The sequence below is a fragment of the Pedobacter zeaxanthinifaciens genome (genome assembly GCF_003313335.1).
Lineage (GTDB): Bacteria > Bacteroidota > Bacteroidia > Sphingobacteriales > Sphingobacteriaceae > Pedobacter > Pedobacter zeaxanthinifaciens.
The window spans coordinates 149,984-169,361 of the sequence record NZ_QMHP01000001.1 but is presented as its reverse complement, the minus strand read 5'-3'; the positions used below and the strand labels follow the sequence as shown (position 1 = coordinate 169,361).

At 41.2% G+C, this 19,378-nt stretch carries 14 protein-coding genes; 3 read left to right on the top strand and 11 right to left on the bottom strand.

Translation table 11 applies throughout. The features are described from left to right. Nucleotides 1-137 precede the first annotated feature (137 nt). The 6 genes from DUT68_RS00695 to DUT68_RS00670 all read right to left on the bottom strand — a co-directional run bounded on the left by DUT68_RS00695 (nucleotide 138) and on the right by DUT68_RS00670 (nucleotide 9,609). The gene (locus DUT68_RS00695) at nucleotides 138-1,733 is read right to left on the bottom strand and encodes a hypothetical protein (protein ID WP_113634821.1); all 1,596 of its coding nucleotides are present in this window, start codon (nucleotides 1,731-1,733) and stop codon (nucleotides 138-140) included. Between the two features lie 184 nt (nucleotides 1,734-1,917). Continuing rightward, entirely contained in the window at nucleotides 1,918-3,312 is a 1,395-nt protein-coding gene (locus tag DUT68_RS00690; RefSeq protein ID WP_113634819.1) for a sulfatase family protein, read from the bottom strand. 6 nt (nucleotides 3,313-3,318) lie between these two features. Continuing rightward, a complete protein-coding gene (locus DUT68_RS00685; RefSeq protein WP_113634818.1) occupies nucleotides 3,319-4,194 on the bottom strand; it encodes a heparin lyase I family protein in 876 nt (291 codons plus the stop codon). A gap of 21 nt (nucleotides 4,195-4,215) precedes the next feature. Further along, nucleotides 4,216-4,560 (bottom strand): hypothetical protein, encoded by a 345-nt coding sequence (locus DUT68_RS00680; protein ID WP_214608394.1) that lies wholly within the window; start codon nucleotides 4,558-4,560, stop codon nucleotides 4,216-4,218. Nucleotides 4,561-4,573: 13 nt separating this feature from the next. Then, nucleotides 4,574-6,424, bottom strand: coding sequence for a RagB/SusD family nutrient uptake outer membrane protein (locus DUT68_RS00675; RefSeq protein WP_113634816.1), 1,851 nt, complete (start codon nucleotides 6,422-6,424; stop codon nucleotides 4,574-4,576). A 17-nt stretch (nucleotides 6,425-6,441) separates the two neighbouring features. After that, nucleotides 6,442-9,609, bottom strand: coding sequence for a SusC/RagA family TonB-linked outer membrane protein (locus tag DUT68_RS00670; RefSeq protein WP_113634815.1), 3,168 nt, complete (start codon nucleotides 9,607-9,609; stop codon nucleotides 6,442-6,444). A gap of 421 nt (nucleotides 9,610-10,030) precedes the next feature. On the opposite strand from DUT68_RS00670, the gene DUT68_RS00665 reads away from it, so the two are divergent. Genes DUT68_RS00665 through hepC (DUT68_RS00655) form a run of 3 tightly spaced genes read left to right on the top strand, consistent with a single transcriptional unit; the run spans nucleotide 10,031 to nucleotide 15,196 of the window. Further along, nucleotides 10,031-11,233 (top strand): glycoside hydrolase family 88 protein, encoded by a 1,203-nt coding sequence (locus DUT68_RS00665; protein WP_113634814.1) that lies wholly within the window; start codon nucleotides 10,031-10,033, stop codon nucleotides 11,231-11,233. A gap of 20 nt (nucleotides 11,234-11,253) precedes the next feature. After that, complete coding sequence (gene hepC / locus DUT68_RS00660; protein WP_113635442.1) at nucleotides 11,254-13,215, top strand: heparin-sulfate lyase HepC; 1,962 nt, start codon at nucleotides 11,254-11,256, stop codon at nucleotides 13,213-13,215. Nucleotides 13,216-13,219: 4 nt separating this feature from the next. Further along, entirely contained in the window at nucleotides 13,220-15,196 is a 1,977-nt protein-coding gene (hepC, locus tag DUT68_RS00655) for a heparin-sulfate lyase HepC (protein WP_113634813.1), read from the top strand. A 378-nt stretch (nucleotides 15,197-15,574) separates the two neighbouring features. Here the strand turns inward: hepC (DUT68_RS00655) and DUT68_RS00650 are convergent, their stop codons facing one another. The 5 genes from DUT68_RS00650 to DUT68_RS00630 all read right to left on the bottom strand — a co-directional run bounded on the left by DUT68_RS00650 (nucleotide 15,575) and on the right by DUT68_RS00630 (nucleotide 19,334). After that, nucleotides 15,575-16,069: a hypothetical protein gene (locus DUT68_RS00650; RefSeq protein WP_113634812.1), complete on the bottom strand. Its 495-nt coding sequence runs from the start codon at nucleotides 16,067-16,069 to the stop codon at nucleotides 15,575-15,577. Between the two features lie 24 nt (nucleotides 16,070-16,093). Next, nucleotides 16,094-16,972 (bottom strand): hypothetical protein, encoded by an 879-nt coding sequence (locus DUT68_RS00645; protein WP_113634811.1) that lies wholly within the window; start codon nucleotides 16,970-16,972, stop codon nucleotides 16,094-16,096. 1 nt (nucleotide 16,973) lies between these two features. Next, a complete protein-coding gene (locus DUT68_RS00640; RefSeq protein WP_113634809.1) occupies nucleotides 16,974-17,690 on the bottom strand; it encodes a hypothetical protein in 717 nt (238 codons plus the stop codon). Nucleotides 17,691-17,896: 206 nt separating this feature from the next. Further along, nucleotides 17,897-18,448 carry a cupin domain-containing protein gene (locus tag DUT68_RS00635; protein WP_113635440.1) on the bottom strand — a complete coding sequence of 184 codons (552 nt, stop codon included), beginning with the start codon at nucleotides 18,446-18,448 and terminating at the stop codon, nucleotides 17,897-17,899. Nucleotides 18,449-18,515: 67 nt separating this feature from the next. Continuing rightward, on the bottom strand, nucleotides 18,516-19,334 hold the full coding sequence (locus tag DUT68_RS00630) for a helix-turn-helix domain-containing protein (RefSeq protein ID WP_113634808.1): 819 nt from the start codon (nucleotides 19,332-19,334) through the stop codon (nucleotides 18,516-18,518). Nucleotides 19,335-19,378: the final 44 nt, after the last annotated feature.

The window sequence follows — 19,378 nt, the reverse complement described above, 5'->3', positions numbered from 1 at the left end:
GCATTACACATGTGTAACTGCTCCTTTATCCTTAACTTCAAATCAACACTCATTAGCGCTTTTTGGGTAAAACCCTAAACAAAAAACACTGCCTCCAACAGGTGGAGACAGTATCCAGTACTTATTAATAGCGCAACTTATTTCGCTACTACAACATCCGAGTAACTGAACTCGCCATTCTTGTCCACTTGCTTAATTCGAATATATATCTTCTTTTGGCCGTTGATGATACTGTTGCCTAGCTGATCTGTTTCTGAAATTAACGCCTCACTCTCCTTTTGGCAGGCCACAAAACTGCTTGCCAAAGCCAACATTCCAATGAACAGCATTGCCGCTCTACGGCGTCGAGAGAAGGATTTAAAGCCAACAAAAACTAAAAGTAATGGAAATGCTAACACTATTGCCACATCATTGATAGCAACATAAGTTTGGTAAGATTGGGCAACTAAAGAGTTTCCGTTATTAGTCGCTACCGTTTTGATTTTTTTAAAAGTTTTGCCATCAGTTGATGCCTCTATTTCAAAATGATCGTTATTTGTTTCGCTAGCCGTTGACCAACTTATATTAACTCCAGCACCTGATAACTTTGCAGACAAATTATTGAAACTCACCGGCAAGGTCACAATACTTCCTGGCGTAAATGCCACACCCCTAAATCCTGATCCGCTCGGTGCAGTAGCCAAAATATTTACTGTAGCGTTAGCGTCGCTTATAGCAGCGTTATAGGCCACATTATCTACGATTTTAACTAAACTGTTTTGGCTGTTGCCCGATGTCACTCCATATAAAGATATCTTGTTATTTTCTAACCTACCAGTTAGTCCCCTGAAGCCATTATCTGCTGGTGTTGAACTATTTCCGTTCACCTTTCCGGCTGCCGTCCAAGTGCTACCATTATCGTTAGAATAATATTTAAAAACTCCATCAGCTGTAGATCCTGTTGCACCTGAACCTGCAGCAACCGCAACGTACATCACTTTGATATTGTTACCCAAATTAAAGGTTATGAAATCGTGTGAATCGGTTAAATTTAATGCTTGCGAAGCTGTAGCGCTAGCCGTTGGCAAACTGGTATCGAAACTATTAAGCCCTAGATTTGCACCCGCAACCTGGCTGGTGGCATACAATTTATCCTCGTAAATTTTTGCCGATAACGTATTGAGGGTGCTTATCGGAATTGCGGTTGATAGTGCTGGAGTTGTTGCGTTTGCATCAAATGTTGCATACTTAATACCAGAACCATGACCATACAAATAAACGCCATAGTTACCTGATCCTAAAGAATAAGCAATGGCGCCACGGTTAACATTTGCCAAGCTGTGGGCATCCGTAATAACTTTTTTAATGTTGCCAGCGGCATTAATTGCTACAAATGTCCTATTTGGGGCATTAACAGCTGGCAATTCCGTATTTCCTGTTGAAGTCGGTAAAGTGTTGTAACCATAAAGTGTAATTAGCTGTTTATCGGAAGAGAGGTTGATGTAGCCGTTCCATTGGTTGCCTACGGCTCCGTAAGGCAAATAAAAATCATTGCCTCCACCTGTATTGGATATATTGGTTGACGACACCACAGTACCACCTGCGGTAGCATATTCCTCCAAGCTGACGGTAGCAACCCTGCCGTATCCAGACAAACTTGTCAACTTCAATACCACTACATTATTGGCACTTAGTTGCGCATTCACTTTTGCAGATAGGAACAGCGCTAAAATAATCGGTAAAATTCTTTTCATACGTTAAGGTTTAAAAAATTTGATACAGCAAGTTGCAGAACCTCCAATGGAAATGCTTTCGATTTTGTACAAACTTGTTTCAATTTTGTCTAATACTGCATTTAAAGCTCAAAAACGCAATAAAAAATGACTTTAATTGCTTAAAGACATCCTACTAAAACTTGAATAATGAAATTTAATTGAGTTAATACCCTTTGATATTGATGGTGTTGATAAATGAATCGCCATTAGTTTTGCACCACTTTTTCAAATAGTTTCTCAACTCTTGTAGTTTTCGTTTTTGACTGTTTAGCACCGCCAAATTTGTAATCTCTCCAGGGTCGTCACTTAAGTTAAAAAGCTGCTCCTTAATTACGCCTTTGTTATAAACGATATACTTGAAATTTTGAGTAATTACAGCTCTACCACTGATGCCCAAAAGCTCCTCATTATCGGCAAAGTCTGTTTCTATCACCAAAGTATCACGCAATTGTTTAGCAGGCTCGGCGATGCGCTGGCTTACATCCAATCCTTTAAGATACGTAGGTTTTTGCACCCCCGTTAGGCCGCAAATGGTAGGGATAATATCTATTCCATTGCAAACCAACATATCATCGGTATGTGGAGCAATTGAGCCATCCATTTTCGAAATGATAAAAGGAACCTTGGCGGCTTCCTCATAAAGCACTTGCTTTTGGTTCCAGCTATGCCCAGCGTAGCCATCTCCGTGGTCGGCTGTAAAAATGATGATGGTATTTTTTTCTACCCCATATTTTTTCAGTGAATAGAGTACTTGATCGATGTATTGATCCACTTTTTCAACCAAACGATTGTAAGCCCAGCGGTATTGTCTCCATTTCTCGGGGCTGTAGTTTACTGATGGATAGGTACGTAATCCCACTTGTTGCTGTTGTTGGCGGATGATTTGGGGTTCATTAGCAGGAATTTGCCAATTAGCAGGCAAAGCGGGACACTGTTCGGGCGGAGGTGCATCTTCCAAAACATCCATTTTTAAAGCCTCATCTCTTGCCCATTCGCAAATGTCGTGTGGATTTAAAAACGAAGCTACCAGCAAAAACGGCTTCTTCGCATTTTCTTTGATAAACCTTGCGCAAAATGAAGGGGTAGCGCCATCGTTGTAATCTAAAAAGTTGGTGTTTTCTATGTAGCTGAAGCCGTGCTGACTTACCTTTTTTACCGGCACAGGCAGATGCCATTTCCCAACATAACCAGTTTGATATCCGCCCTGTTGAAATATCTTGCCCATCATCAGCAAACTATCTGGCCATTGCCCATCCTTTTCGGGTGCGTTGCCTACAAATCCCGTTTCGTATGGCATTTTTCCGCTAAATATGGCCGTTCGCGATGGCGTACACAAAGGCTGGGCACAATAGGCTTTCGTAAAACGAACTCCATTTTTGGCCAATTTGTCCATTGCCGGGGTTTTCAAATCTTTATTTCCAGCAATACTCATCGCATCAGCCGTTTGTTGGTCGGTCATAATGATGAGAATATTTGGACGTTCTTGTGCTTGGCACAAAAAAGTAAAAACACAACAGATGACGCATAAAAAAATGTTAAAAAACCTAGTCCTTCCCATAAACACTTAATTTAACGGCAATTTAATGATCCTAATGTTATCATGATAAGCGATTCTAGTAAGTACGTTGTCCGTAGTAATCAAATTATCGTTTGCATCTGTTCCAGCTTCCCTGTAAACGCCCCACTTGATATATCCCTTTTGCCCATTGGCCAACTGGTTTCCGGTAAACGTTCGGGCATCCAAGTTTTGGAAACGTAAGGTAAAATCTTGTTCTCCCTCATATTTGGAATAGATTTTAAAATATCCTGTATTGTCCAAGGTCCATTTAACGTCTATCCTAAAATCTATCCATTTGTTAATCTGTGGTCTAAAATCATTGATGAGTACCGCATTACCGCTAGCGTCGTATCTGACCACAATCGTATTTCTTCTCGTTAATATCCTCACGGGAACCGGATCTCCACCACTTACTTTTAGCTGGAAAATATTATCACCATATGGCGGATTGTCAGCATTCCATTGTTCCCAATCTTTTAGATAAACGCTAAACTCGTAACGCCTTTCCATACCAGGAAAAAATAATGCAGGTTCATATTCTAAGGCATCCGCTTCACTACGGTATGCCTCTGCAGAGTAATATCCCGCTATGCCCAAAACTACTTTATGCGCAATAGCCTTGTTGCCTGTCCTACCGGGCGAAATAAGGTAAGCGGCATCTGGGGCAATAGCTACCGTTCCACGTACACCTGCAATACCTGAACTCAGCTCACCATTCTCGTAAGTGACATTTAAGATCGTGTCCGTATTGACCACTTTTGGTGTTACCACCGGCTGGCTAGTTGGTTCTGAAATAGACTTTTCCTTACGCTTACTGCAAGCTGTAGATAGTAAAACACAGCAGCAGGCGTAAATAGCTATTCTGTAAGATGATTTTTTCATATTCCATACGGATTAACGGCACTATCCAGCATTGCGCTTTCTTTTAAGCTCTTCTCCAAAGTTCTTCCAAGCTTCCTGTTGTTCTTTTGTAAGTAGCGATTTCTCTCGTTCCCTTATGTTTTTTAAGAATTCTACCAACTTCACTTTTCTTTCTTCATCCGATAGAGAAGTATCTTCCTTAATGGCTTTTTGCCCCTTACCGCTTTCTGCAATTAGTTCATGCATTGCTTTTCGGTTTTCATCAGAAAGTTTCATTACGGTAAACATCGAATCGCGGAGTTCTTTCATCGGCTTGGGCTTAGTTTGTGCCGAAGCAATGGCTGCCATTATTAGCAATGAGCATGTGAATACAATCTTTTTCATCATTGGTTGATTTAGGTTAGTAATTTGGATTTTGTCTGTTGATGTTTTTATTTACGTCCAATTCATTTTGTGGAAAAGGGTAAAGCTCATGCTTGCCAGCTATAAAATTGGTAGAAGCAACATAAAAATAGGTTGCACGGTAAGCTTTCAAAGCATCATTAGTTTCCTTGATTTTAGAAGCTAGCATGTTCCAACGGATCAGATCCGAACGTCGCATCCCTTCAAAAGCAAGTTCAAAAGCACGTTCATTAAACACGGCAGTAAAGAAATCGGCTTTATTTAATCCCGTTGGCAAATCCGTTTGAATGATAGCCGCTGTTGCAGTTGCCCCGCTACCCCCGCCTCCGGTGATACTTACGGTTGGTGCAGAAGTATACCCCGAGCCAAAATTGGTCATCACAATTGACGTAACCCTACCAGAGGAAATTGTTGTAGTAGCTGTTGCACCAGCACCACCGCCACCAGTAATGGTGACCGTTGGTGCAGTGGTGTAACCCGTACCAGCCGTAGCCAAGGTTAAATTCACTCGATTGCCGTACAGATCTTTACCGAAGCCACGTCTTCTCACTGCATTAATTGCATCGTAAGCTATGAGGTTAGGACCGTTGTTCAGTTCATTCTCCACCTCTGCCCTCATCAGCAATACATCCGAATAACGCAAAACCACATAGTTGATGGCCGTATATTGTCGCTCTGTTGTGGTGGTATTTACTTGATATTCGCGGCTCCATTTCGCTGCAGTCCAATTTTGATCTTGGTTCCCGGTAAGTGGTGTCCTAGTTCCTGTGGCACTTAAACTGTAGGTAGCAATAGAAAAATCTCTTCTGGTATCGCCAGCTTGGAAACTGTTATAGAAAGTCCTTGTAGCCAAACACCTCGCTGCAACCGCACCGTAAACACCGTTTGTGGTTTGTACACCATTCCAAATACCGATATAGGAAGAGTTTCCCCTGTTGCCTGACGGATTGTAGAAAGCAACTTCAAATAAATTCTCGGTAGGCTCCAATTTATGCTGGCACTGATTTTTGAAAACCTGTGCGTAATCAGTATTAAGCTTGTACAGGTTGCTACCAATAACATCGTTAAGCTGTTGTTGTGCTAGTAGATAGTATTCTCGATAATTATCTGGCCTTTGTATGGTTTTATCCGCCCTTAATGAATATCCGCCAGCAAATAATGCTACCCTTGCCAACATGGCCTTGGCCGCCCATTTATTAACACGTTCGTTGCTCGACAAAGTAGCAGGGAGTAAGTCTGCTGCCTCGGTCATGTCTTTGATAACCTGCTTGTAAATTTCGTACCTATCAGTCAGGCCCAGCCTTAGGTCATCGCCGGTTTGCGAACTTTTAATTTTAAAAGGTACATCGCCCCATAAACGTACCAATTCAGCGTAATAGAAGCCTCTCAAAAATTTAGCCTCTCCAAGCATTCGATTAAGTTCTACTTTCTCCGATGCGGTGCCGTTGGTAAACTGTTTCATTTGAGGTATTTTCTCAATCACCACGTTAGCTCTATCTATGCCTTTATACAGCGAGTTCCAAACCGCATAAAAAATGCTGGTAGTGGGAATTCCCTTGTAATGGGGCACCATGCGCCATTCATCGGAGGTGTCTCCGCTTACCTGACCAATATCAGTGTCGTTATCCATTACCTGTGGGATGTACCAGCCATACGTATCTAATGACGACATCACCTCGTAAACACCCAAAGTAGCCATGTAGGCCTCATTGGGATCATTAAAGAAGTTAGCGGACGTAAAAGTGGAATATGGATTTACATCCAATGCTTTTTTGCAAGAGGTAACGCCCATTAGTGCCATTACACTTCCCAAAGCAATTACCTTAAATTGAAATATCTTAGTTTTCATGCTTGTTCGATTTTTGGTTAAAGAGATAAGTTAACTCCTGCTACGAAAGATTTGGCACGCGGATAGGCACTGTAATCAACACCTGGTGTTAAAGCGGTGCGGATTACGCTCACCTCTGGATCATATCCGGAGTATTTACTAAACACATGTAAATTGTAAGCAGTCAAATAAACTCTTAAGCGACTAATTTTAAGGGAATTCAATAATTTCTTATTAAAGTTATAACCTAAGCTGACGTTGTTGATACGAAGAAAAGAACCGTCCTCAATGATATCCGTATACAAACGACCAGTGCTGTTTCCATTGTAAACCGGATTGGTTTTTCCTTGATTCAAAGCTGCGAGTTCAACAGGATCTGTTACCCTTACACCTGCGCTATTAATGCTCATCCAACGGTTGGCAAATTGTCCCAAGGAGTTCGGATACTCTAAATCCAGACGTGCATTGTGCAACACGTTAGCGTTATACACATCGTTGCCATAGCTAAAATTCAAGAACACGCTCAAATCAAATCCTTTGTAACTGAATGTGTTATTGATACCGCCGGTAAATTTAGGATTGGCATTACCAATTTCTGTTCGGTCATATTGGTCGATAATACCATCTGGAACGCCATTGGGACCGCTAATGTCTCTAAATTTGATGAAGCCCGGCTGTGCATTAGCCTCGGCATCCCTTACCACCCCCGATTTTAAGGTGTAAGTACTTGTGGTGGTATTGTAATCGAAATCACTTACCTGATATAGGCCATCACGTACATAACCGTACATGATACCAACAGGTCTACCCACCTTCAAAATAAAGTCGCTTTTATCCGTGTAGCTGGTAGTAAGCAAGGATGTTTCACCGTCACTTAAATTCAACACTTTTGTTTTGTTGAAAGCGATGTTGAAATTAGTGTTCCAAGTGAAATCTGGCTTCTTGATATTGGCTGTGTTGAGTGTAAATTCCAAACCTCTGCTACTGGTTGTACCAATATTCTGCAGTTGCAGTACAAAGCCAGAACTTGCCGGAATACGCGATTGGTAAAGTAGGTCCTTCGAACGGTTATCATACCAATCTGCAGTTAAGGTGATGCGCTGCTTTAAAAATCCAACATCGATACCCGCATTTAAAGATTGTACAGCCTCCCATTTAAGTACTGGGTTAGGCAAATTTTGCTGATAAGCGGTTACCACCACCTGATTGTTCAAAGGATAAACACCATTGGTGAAAATACCCAAGGCAGCGTAATTTGCAATTCGGTTGTTACCTGCCTCACCATAGCTCAAGCGTAATTTCAAATCAGAAAGCGGTTTAACTTGCTTTGCGAAATTTTCTTCGATGGCCCTCCACGCAAATGCCGCAGATGGAAACCATCCCCATCGGCTATCAATGCCAAACTTGGAAGACCCATCGTAACGCAAGCTGGTTGTGAGTAAATATTTTCCTTTGTAGCTATAATTCGCTCTTCCAAAAAACGACAGCAATTTATCATCCTCAGCAAAAGTGCTTGGAATGGCAGCAATGGTACCTAGTGATAGATTATTCCATCCTTGATTTACCACAGGAAAACCTTTGATATCACCGGTAGATAGACTTTCCGAATAGCCATAGATATATTCCTGTCCAACTGCCAGTTCAAGCTTGTGCGCTTTGTTAAAAGTATCGTTATAACTTAAAGTGTTGTTGTAGTTAAATCTGTTAGTCTTTAGATCCGACACACTTCCAAAAGCGCCACCAGTACGAATTGCCAAAATAGAGGAAGCATCGTTAAAGGCCTTTGCCTTTCTATCAGCCTGTGTGTAATTAACTAAACCTTTGTATACCAATTTTTTAGTAAGATTATATTGTGCAGTAGCACTGGCATTTAAGGTACTAATGATTGTTTCTCGTCTTTGCGTATTTAATGTAACCACTGGGCTTTGGAACAAGGCACTTCCGGCTGAACCGCTAGGATCCAAAGGATCAAGTTCAAAATCAACCAAATCCTGATCTGATCCAGTTAATCCAATAACTGGCCTATACTGTAACAACGATTGGATGATACTCGTTCTTACGCCGCCCTCCTGAACACCTAATCCAGTAATTTTTTGGTTGGAATAATTAACAATTCCAGCGATAGCAAACTTCTTGCTCACATTATGGTTGATGCTCAACTTGGCAATATGCTTGTCGGCGCCGCTATTTAACAACGAACCATCATCTTTATTTAAAACATAGAACAAATTGAACTTGGTTTCTTTGTTCCCACCGGCAAAACTGATTTTATGATATTGGTTAATGGCTGTACCACCAAGCGTTTCTTGTTGCCAGTTAATGCCCTGTTTGTTTCCAAAATTAGCGTTCAACTGATCAAATGCACCGTAGTTGGCGGTAAACCTTGCCATCCTCGCCACATCGCCTAATGAGCGTTCGTAAAGCATTGTGGTATAATCAAGTGGATTCATCACATCCAAAAACTTTGTGATGTTTTTTGTGCCGGCGTAGCCATCATAATTGATCGTTACCTTGCCTTCCTTTACTTGTTTGGTGGTTACTAATATTACTCCGTTGGCTCCCCTAGCGCCATACATCGCCGTGGCAGAGGCATCCTTCAGTGCGTCAATGCTTTCGATATCCATAGGATCAAGAAAAGCCAGCCCATCGGTTTGCGGTACTCCATCCACAACATATAGGGGCTCATTACTTTGCGTAATTGAAGTTCCCCCGCGGATCACGATACTGGGCGTAGCGCCAGGTGTACCATCAGGCATGGCCACTTGCATACCAGCTATACGACCTTGCAAAGCCTGAGCTACATTTTGCACGGGAACTTTTTCCAACTCCTCCCCTTTAACGGAAGATATGGCTCCGGTTAAATCTTTCCGTTGCACCACCTGGCCGTAGCCCAACACTACAATTTCGTTGAGGTTATTCTGATCATCAAGTAATTTAACATCAATGGTAGTGCGATTACCGACTACTTGTTCCACTGATTTGGTACCGAGGTAAGAGAACACCAAAGTTGCCGTTGGTTTTACCTTAATCTGGTATTTACCATTAGCATCAGCAATTACCGCTTTGTTGGTACCCTTTTCGTAAATGGTTGCACCAACTTGAGGCTCGTTTTGCGAATTGGTTACCGTTCCTTTTACCGTTTGCTCCTGTGCGTAAATATTTACACACCAACAAGCGAACAGCATCAATAATAAAGCTTGTTTCATCCTTAAGTTTAGTTAGGTTTCAATTTTAATTATTGCTCACCAAATATGTGCAAAAGTAGGTGTTGAACTGTGCATTAGTAAAATCAAACGAAGTATTTAATGCGGTACACAAACCCACTTACTTTAGCTATTGGTGCAATTTATATTTGATTAGTTAGCAAAACGAATGTAGGCAGAAGTAATAAGCCAATATTTCATTTTCAGTTAAAATACTTTAAGTTTTGATGAACGTAAAAAAAATCAAAAATAGCCTTTGGACTTTCTTTAAGCAGCGCAGATAGCAAATCTGAAGGTAAAATATAAACGTCGTAATTAATCAAAATCGAAATATTTAAAACGTTTATTAAAAGCCGTCGCTAATTTTCTGAACTACCTTCACTATTCAAAAATCACCAAATAAAAATATAAACTCAGCGCATTCATGAAAAAGAAGTTTTGCATATTGGCCACAGCTTTTAGCCTATTATTTGGCAACCTTAGTTTTGGTGCCAAAAAACAGGAAACACCAGCGCCGGCGTGGTTAAAGAAAACTACAGAAGTTATCAATTACCAACTTACTAAAGCGGCACAAACTTATCAACCCGGCAAAAATCCACGTTCGGTAAATCCCGATGGCACCGTACGTATAGTTGGTGTGAAAGATTGGACTACCGGCTTTTTTCCGGGCAGCTTATGGTACGGCTACGAACTAACGGGCAACAAAGAGCTGGAAGCTGCAGCAAAACAATTCACCTTGGCATTGGATTCTATCCGATATATTAAAGATACACACGACCTAGGTTTTATGCTGTTTTGCTCCTATGGTAACGCCTACCGTATTACTGGCGATAAAGCCTATTTGCCAGCATTGAAAGATGGTGCTAAAAACCTTGCGGCACGTTTTGATGCTAAAGTTGGCGCCATCCGTTCTTGGGATTTCGGCAAATGGAAATATCCGGTAATCATCGATAACATGATGAACTTGGAATACCTTTATTGGGCAGCCACCCAATTTAAGGATCAAAATTTTGCAAAAGTAGCCAACGCACATGCCTCAACTACCTTAAAAAACCACTTTAGGAAAGATTTTAGTTCTTATCATGTGGTAGATTACGACCCTAAAACGGGACAGGTTTATCGCAAAGCCACACATCAGGGTTTAACAGACGATTCTTCTTGGGCTCGAGGACAAGCTTGGGGGCTGTACGGCTACACGATGTGCTTTGCCAACAGCAATAATCCTAAATTTTTGGCTCAGGCTGAAAACATCGCCAAATTCATTATGAATCATCCCAGAACACCTAAGGACAAAATTCCAGTTTGGGACTACGATGTACACAATGCACTCGACACTGATGAAAGAGCACCTAGAGATGCATCTGCGGCAGCTGTAATTGCATCAGCTTTGCTTGAGCTAAGTACTAAAGTGAAAGACGGACAAAAATATCTGGATTATGCAGAAGATATATTGGCTTCCCTTTCCTCTGATGCTTATTTGGCAAAACCTGGCACAAATGGGCTGTTCATCTTAAAACATAGCACCGGAGCAATGCTGTACAATTCGGAAATTGACACTCCGCTAGATTACGCAGACTATTACTATCTTGAAGCGCTAAAACGTTACAGGGAAATCAAGAAAATTTAGCACATCAAATCATCATGGGCATGGAAATTATCCCACAATTCAAAAGATTAATCTCGCTCTTATGCTTAGTTTTTGCAAGCTGTGCCAGTTTGTATGCACAGTCGTACACCATCACTAAGGATGATTTTAGTTTCATCGATTTAAAGCATACAGGCTTGGAGAAAGTAGATGCAGCGGTAAGCTCCGGCAAATACGAGCAGGCTGCAGCTTTGCTTTTAGCTTATTACCAAAATAAAAAGGAGGCACTAAAGCCTAATCCTGCTAAAAAACCGAACGCAAATACACTACAACTAGCGGATGATATTTTGTTGCACAAATTTAAGCCACACCGCGGCTATCCTACTTTTGACTATGGCAAAGAAATCAACTGGCAATATCGGCCAGTAAAAGATCAAATTTTAACTACTTTTTTGCACCGTACCGCGTTTTGGGAATCATTAGGACCAGCATATTTAGGTACGGGCGATGAAAAATATGCGAAAGAATGGGTTTTCCAGTTATTGGATTACATCAAGAAAAATCCGCAGGGCGCCTACGCAGATGATAAAGATTTTGCCTGGAAAGCCTTTGTGGTGTCTTTTAGATTGAACCATTGGGCCACCTATTTCAACCAATTTGTGAACTCGCCCAACTTTACGCCTAGCGTATTGATGCAGTTCCTAAAATCATATCACGAGCAGGCCAACTATGTTATCCACAACTATTCGGATGTGGGCAACCATCTCCTTTATGAAGCGCTACATTTGATGTATGCTGGCAGCTATTTTCCCGAATTTAAAGAGGCTCCTGTATGGCGCAAAAGCGGTATAGCGGTACTGAACAGGGAAATTACAAAACAAGCGCTACCGGACGGCATGCAATATGAACTATCTACATCCTATCACATAGGTACCATTGCAACCTTTTTGAGCGCTTTAAAAACGGCACAAACGCTAGGAATAGCTAGCGAATTTCCAGAAAGTTACCGCAATACCATTGAAAAAATGGTTATGGCAGTGCATAAGTACTCTTTTCCAGACTATACCTATCCACTTTACGGAAACTCTTTTGCTACCAATAAAGAAACCATGCTCAAAAATTATCAATTATGGGCAAGTGTATTCCCCAACAACCAGCTAATAGCCTATTTCGCAAGCGATGGTAAATTGGGAGAGAAGCCAAAAGAATTGTCGACCGCCCTACCCAACGCTGGTTTTTATGCGTTTAGAAATGGGTTAGATCAAAAAGCTACAGTGATGCAAATTAAGATAGGACCACCTGCATTTTTCCATTCGCATCCCGATAACGGAAATTTTGAACTTTGGGTAAAAGGCAGAAATTTTACTCCGGATGCCGGCAGTTTCATCTATGCCAACGTGGGCGATCAAGAAAATGCCAAACGTGATTGGTATAGGTCCACTAAAGCACATCAAACACTTACACTAAACGATGAGAACATAGAAAACAATGCCAAGGTTCAAAAATGGGAACCAAACGATAATGTAGCCTTACTCTCCTACACTAACCCTAGCTACAAAACGCTTAGCCATCAACGCAGTTTTTTGTTTATAGATCAAACTTATTTCCTAATTATCGACAGGGCGGTAGGTTCTGCTACAGGTAAATTAGGTATACACTTTAATCTTCAGGAAAAAAGTGAGCCAGTTACCGATGAAAAGAACAAACTGTTTTACACCACCTATGCTGATGGAAATAACCTATTGATACAAAACCTGAACAAAGATGCTGTAAGCCTTGCGCCGCAGGAAAGCTTTGTTTCCTATCAATATCAGGTGGAAACGCCCAGACCAGCTTTTGTATTCGAAAAGCAGAAGAACACTGAGCAAACCTCCAATTTCATCACCATAGTGTATCCATTTTCGGGAAAAACTGCGCCAAAAGTTAGCCTTACAGCAAACAAAGGCAACAACTACAATCAAGGGCAAATTGATGTCAATATCACCATCAACGGCCAAACCAAGCACCTCAAAACTACCCTGTAGCACCATGAAAACGATCATTAAAATCGCTACCATATTTATCTTTTGCCTACAAATGGCAAAGGCACAGGAAGCTCCCATCACCAAGCAAAGCTTCCAACTGCTCAATCTCTCCTACCCAGGCTTGGAAAAAGTAAATCAATATTATACCAACGGCGATTATAACAATGCGGCAACTGCCCTACTCAGCTATTTCCGTCATAGAAAAAGCATCAAACATCCAGAGTTTAACCAGGGCGAAGAGGCAAGATTCAGGGGCAAGGATATTGGAAAGGCCAATCTGGAAAAAGCTGAAAAGGCATTATTGCACCAGTTTCAACCTCAAAAAGGTTATGGCTTTTTCGACTATGGCAAGGATATCAACTGGCAATATTGGCCCGTAAAAGATAATGAGGTGCGCTGGCAGCTACACCGTGTAACCTGGTGGCAGCCCATGGGATTGGCTTACCGCAGCAGCGGCGATGAAAAATACGCCAAAGAATGGATTTTTCAATTCCGTGATTGGAACAGAAAAAATCCGCTCGGCTTATCTTCAGATAATGACAAGTTTGCTTGGCGACCGTTGGAAGTTTCGGAACGTGTGCAAAGCCTACCCGGAACCTTCAACCTGTTCCTCAATTCGCCTAGCTTTACACCTGCTTTCTTAATGGAGTTTTTAAATAGCTACCATCAACAGGCAGCCTACATCCCTCCTAGATATTCCGATAAAGGCAATCACCTTTTGTTTGAGGCACAACGGGTTTTATTTGCCGGCGCATTCTTTCCAGAATTTAACGATGCCGAACAATGGCGCAAAAGCGGAATTGCAGTGCTAAACACCGAAATAAAAAAACAGGTGTATGCCGATGGTGTACAGTTTGAGCTATCGCCAGTTTACCACGCGGCAGCCATAGATATTTTCCTAAAGGCTTACAATGCGGCAAAAATGTCGAAGCTCGAAGCAGAATTTCCAGCCAGCTATAGCCAAACCATCGAAAATATGATCATGGCGCTTATCAGTTTTACTTTTCCAGATTACAATAGTCCCATGTTCGGCGATTCGTGGCTGATGGAAAAGGAAGCTAGAAAAAAACAGTTTGCCTCATGGAGCAAAGCATTTCCAGCTAACGAAAGTATCCGCTTTTTTGCTACTGAAGGAGAACAGGGAAAAAAGCCTAATTTCCTATCAAAAGGCTTAACCAACGCTGGATTTTACACCTTTAGAAATGGCTGGGACAACAAGTCAACGGTAATGGTATTAAAAGCAAGTCCTCCCGGAGAGTTTCATGCCCAACCCGATAACGGCACTTTCGAACTCTGGAAAGAGGGTCGTAATTTCACACCGGATGCAGGTTGCTTTGTGTACAGTGGCGATGCAGAAATCACGAAGCAACGTAATTGGTTCAGACAAACCCGAGTGCACAACACCCTTACGCTTGATAATCAAAATATGCGCATCACCGATGCTAAATTGCTGAAATGGGAAAGCAAGCCTAACCTAACTATACTTAGCTACAATAACCCAAGTTACAGTTCGCTTCAACACCAAAGAACGGTTTTATTTATAGACCAACAGTATTTCATCATTGTGGATATTGCAAAAGGGAGCACTACTGGAACCTTGGATCAACACTTCCACTTAAAAGAGGACAGCAAACCGTATTACAACGTACAAAAGCGAGCTGTTAACACGAATTATGCAGATGGAAACAATCTGCTCATCCAAAATTTAGATATTAACGGCCAAAGTAAGTTGATACAGGAGGAAACCAAAGTATCTTATTTTTACCAAAAAGAGATGCCCAGACCTGCACTTAGCTTCCAAAAAGTAAAGGAAAGTACAAGCGATAGCCAATTCATCAGCATCATGTACCCTTATCAAGGTGATCAAGTTCCCGCAATCAGCTTGGTTAAAAATAAAGACTGTGATTTGGAAAAAGGCCTACTAAGCGTAACCATCAATATCAACGGAAAAAGCAAGGTGATCAAAGAAAAGGTTTTTTAATGATGAGGAATTAAATTAAACTGTTAGCGGACAGTAAACACTAAAAAGTCCCACGGCATTAAAACTGTGGGACTTTTATATCAACCAATAAACCTAACTTTTATACTTTCCCGTGATAGAATTATTTGTCGTTTTTAATTGTTAATACTTGAATTAGTTTTTAAAAAAAATGATAAATAGCATACTTTCAAAACGTTACTACCTAATTTTTATGAACAGCTTAACCGTTAATAAACCACACTATCCAACTTTAGCGGAATGACCCAACATAGCCGCAAATGCCCAATGATATTTCAGGCAAGCTTTATCGGCGACTGAACCTGTAAGAAGCAGTGAGAAAAACTATATATTTTCAGGAATTTTAATGCCGGGCCAATCTTAGATTGCCGTGATGTGGTGCAATTCAAAAGCCCCAGAGACCACATATGTTCTTTTTGTCTGCTCATTGTATACGGAGCCTGAAAAATTCCCTTTGATGGATTTTCTGTCGTAGAAAGTAATCGTTGCCGTATTGGACTTACTGCGCTTGGCATATGGCAGTCCATCTATCACTACCTGTAACACCTTGCAATTGTAGGGGCGCATTTTTTTGAAGGGGCGTACCGTGCCATCGCCAATGACTATGGTATGCTTATCATCGGAAATATCTCCAATTTCACCATTAATGATTGCAGTGGAGATACCGTTGGTTACCCGGTAGGTTTTTCCATTTACAATGTACGTGATATTGCCTTTTGCTTTTATGGGAGACTGTTGCATTTTTGCCGCCAACGCCTGCATCTTAGCTTGAGCCTCGGCAATGCTTTTAGCTTTGTCCTGAGCTTGGGCCCTTACCAAAAAGAGGAATAAAAAGGCAGTGATCAAAATTCTCATACAATTCAATTTTAACGATTATACTTAATTTTCAATAATGACAGGTCCAAGCTTTAAGTGGATGCGGAACGAAGATATCCTGTCGTTCCAATTGGAATTACCTACAAATAGGCTGTTTTCAGTAGTATAACTCAAATCGGTTAGGCAGGGAACGTCTGTCCTAATGGTTTTTAGCTTACCACCATCTTTAACATTATATGCTGCACTGGAATAAATGGTTACACTTTCTACCATCCCTTTCAATTGAAATGAACTGATTTGATCTGCCAAGCTTTGATTATGCAAATTGTTATACCCCCATACCCCTGAGGCATAATTATAGGCGCTTGATGAGCTCGTTGTAAATCTGGTATTGGCCGGTTTTACAGATAATTTGGTGCCACTATAATTACAGTCAAAATAAAACACCACTTCATCCTGTTCGGACCAGATCAAAATAGAGCTGATTTTGTCGTTGATATTTTTATAGCCACTTAATTCTTGGTTCAGTGTCGTTTTTCCGCTTTTGATGAGTACCCTTTCAAAATTAGCATTGAATGTGGACGGACTTGGAAGCTCATAAACGATATCGCTCTGTAGACTATAATTATCTCCCAAGCAATCATCATCTTCAAAAACCAATACATTCAAATTCTGGGGTATAATTGCTGAAGAGAAAAAATCATTAGCATCTATACCGAGGTTTTTGAGGGTATATAATCCACGTTTTAGGATGAATTTCTTTCCCTGATAATTGGCATTTTCGTAAAACCAAGCCTCGCCCTCGGGCTTTAGGCGCTTGAATTTGATAATCTCCGGATTTTCTAACACTAACTTTTGGGGCAAAACCACTGGTTTGGCAATTTGCGCAAAGGCAATTTGGGCGCAGAGAGCGATGGTGAGTGTAAACAACAAGCGTTTCATCTTACCTAATATTACTTTGTTGTTTCAAGAACTGCTGCAAAAAACTGTCAAAATTGGGCAGCGAACGATCTTCATACACATTGATAAACTGCCCAAACTGCATGTAACCATAAACAAATGGATCCTTTGCGGCCGCCTCATAATTTTTACCGAAATATTCTTCTATCCGCTGCCCTGCCGGAACCGGATTCGGCAATTGGGCATACATTTTTTTGGCATATTGGTAACATTGTTCCAATTCTTTGTGTCGGCCCTGTTTGCGCCACCACAATATGGCAATTTGGTTAGCGAAAACCTCATCTTCATACGGCGACGAAAACTTACCTTTCACCGTATATTGCAAGGCATGGCCAAGTTCGTGAGGAAGGTAAAACCCATTAAAAAACAGCCCAAATATTCGCTTTCCTTCCGTTTCGCTACCGCCCAATTTGAAAAAAAACTGCTTTATTGGATCAATTACCTTACCCCAAATTGGTAGATTTACCGTTCCCTTTTCACCGTCATAGTAAATCAGGTATGGTGTGGTGTTTAAAATGGGGACAACCTTTATATTCGTCCCAGGGCTAACCTTTTGAACATCGGCCAGAAATTTTTTGGTCATCGCCGTGGCGGCAGTCATCTCTACCGCACTATCAGTATAAAGACTGAACCATTTTTTTTGTGCCCAAGAAAAGTTCACAATTAACAGCAATAAGAGCAAAGAGGTACTGAACTTCATGTCATTATATATTTAGATTTCGACAACATTTAGCTTTATGAAATGATAGTTAATTTAACATACCATCATACCGCAGCCTAAATTTGTATTACTAATCTACACCACATTTTAATAAGCAAAAGTTCCAATAAGTCAAGTGCGACTTTGGCTTATCAAAATGCGATTTTTTGTGGATGGAGATCAACAGTGATACTACTTTTTACAGCCTATAGTTTTAGGGGTGGCCCTACAACTTTCATCCCGCATTCTTCATGTATCCTATCAATTTCCTCTTTGGAAGGCTGTTGCTTCAGGTTATTCATCGTTCTGAAAAACTCTTCCGCTTTGCCCGCCGGCTGTACAAAGTAGACTAGCTTTCCTATGTCGGTCAGTTGTATCCAGGTATGAGGCACATTACGCGGCAAAAAAATAGTATCTCCAACATCCATTAAAATGGTTTGCTTCCCCACTACAAACCGATATTTTCCCTCAACTACATAGAAAACCTCGTCCTGGTCAAAATGAACATGCAACGAGGGACCAACCTTATCGTAGCCTATGTATTCAAACATGGCCAACTTCCCGTCAGTGTCTTTACCGGAAATCTTAATATCATTTGGATGTTTGCCCTTGTATAAGAACGACTCGTTAAAACGTCCCCTACCGGCTGACACCTTAAACGGTACTTTATCAGACCTAAATTTTGCCAACGCTGATTTTCCAGGCATAAAGAGCATGGTAGCACCCAAACTGTGCAATAGAAATTTTCTCCTTTTCATCATGTTTGTGATTTGATGGTATAAAAGTCGAAAATCCACCCATCAACTTAGTGGTAAGAAATGGACATTAATAAATCTCTTCCGATCCAAGTTGTCGTTCGGGAGAATCCATGGCGAAGAATTTGGAAGGGGAATATCCGGTAAAAGACTTATAATCTTTACTGAGATGCTGGTAGTCATAGTAGCCACAGGCGATGGCAATGTTGAACCAGCTCATTTGCGGCGAAGCATTTTTCATCCTGAAGGCCTGGTCAAACCTTACGATCCTCAAATATTCCTTGGGCGTAATCCCCATTCCTCTGATAAACTGACGGTCAAACTGGCGATGGCAAAGAAATGCAGCAGAGACATAATCATCCAGCGAACTACCTAGACTAAGCATTTGTTGGGCAACCAAATCAATAGCTGCAACAACACGTTTAGTATTTCTGGCCAATTTCATGATGAATTCCTCAACAATATCGATCATCTCCTGATGGCCGGCAGCATCGTAAAGGCGCTGTGTTATTTCTTCTATTGCAAGGCCAAAAATATCCTCAGCCTCGATGAAGTGATCTGTTAATTCAACTGCAGAAAGGCCAAACAAACGATACAGTGCCCCTGGCACAAAAACAACCTGTAGCGACAGAAAATTCCTGTATACCGTCCTGCTATTCACAAAAGTATGCTGCCCGGAAAGTAATGCATTTTTTGGCTGAATACTGGTATGCTTTCCGATCACATCAATGTTGGTAGGGGTTAGAAAAAACTGCAGGCAATGCTCTGGTCTGGGGGTGTACAATTTTGGAGGAATAGGCCCATTGTCAGGAAATGTGAAATCAATGATGCGGTATAGTCTGACAAATTCAGCTACCTGCGGGCTCGGTTTGATCTCTTTTAACAACATTACCGTTTCATTAAGTCATTGGTGCTTTTATCCATCTATCCCAG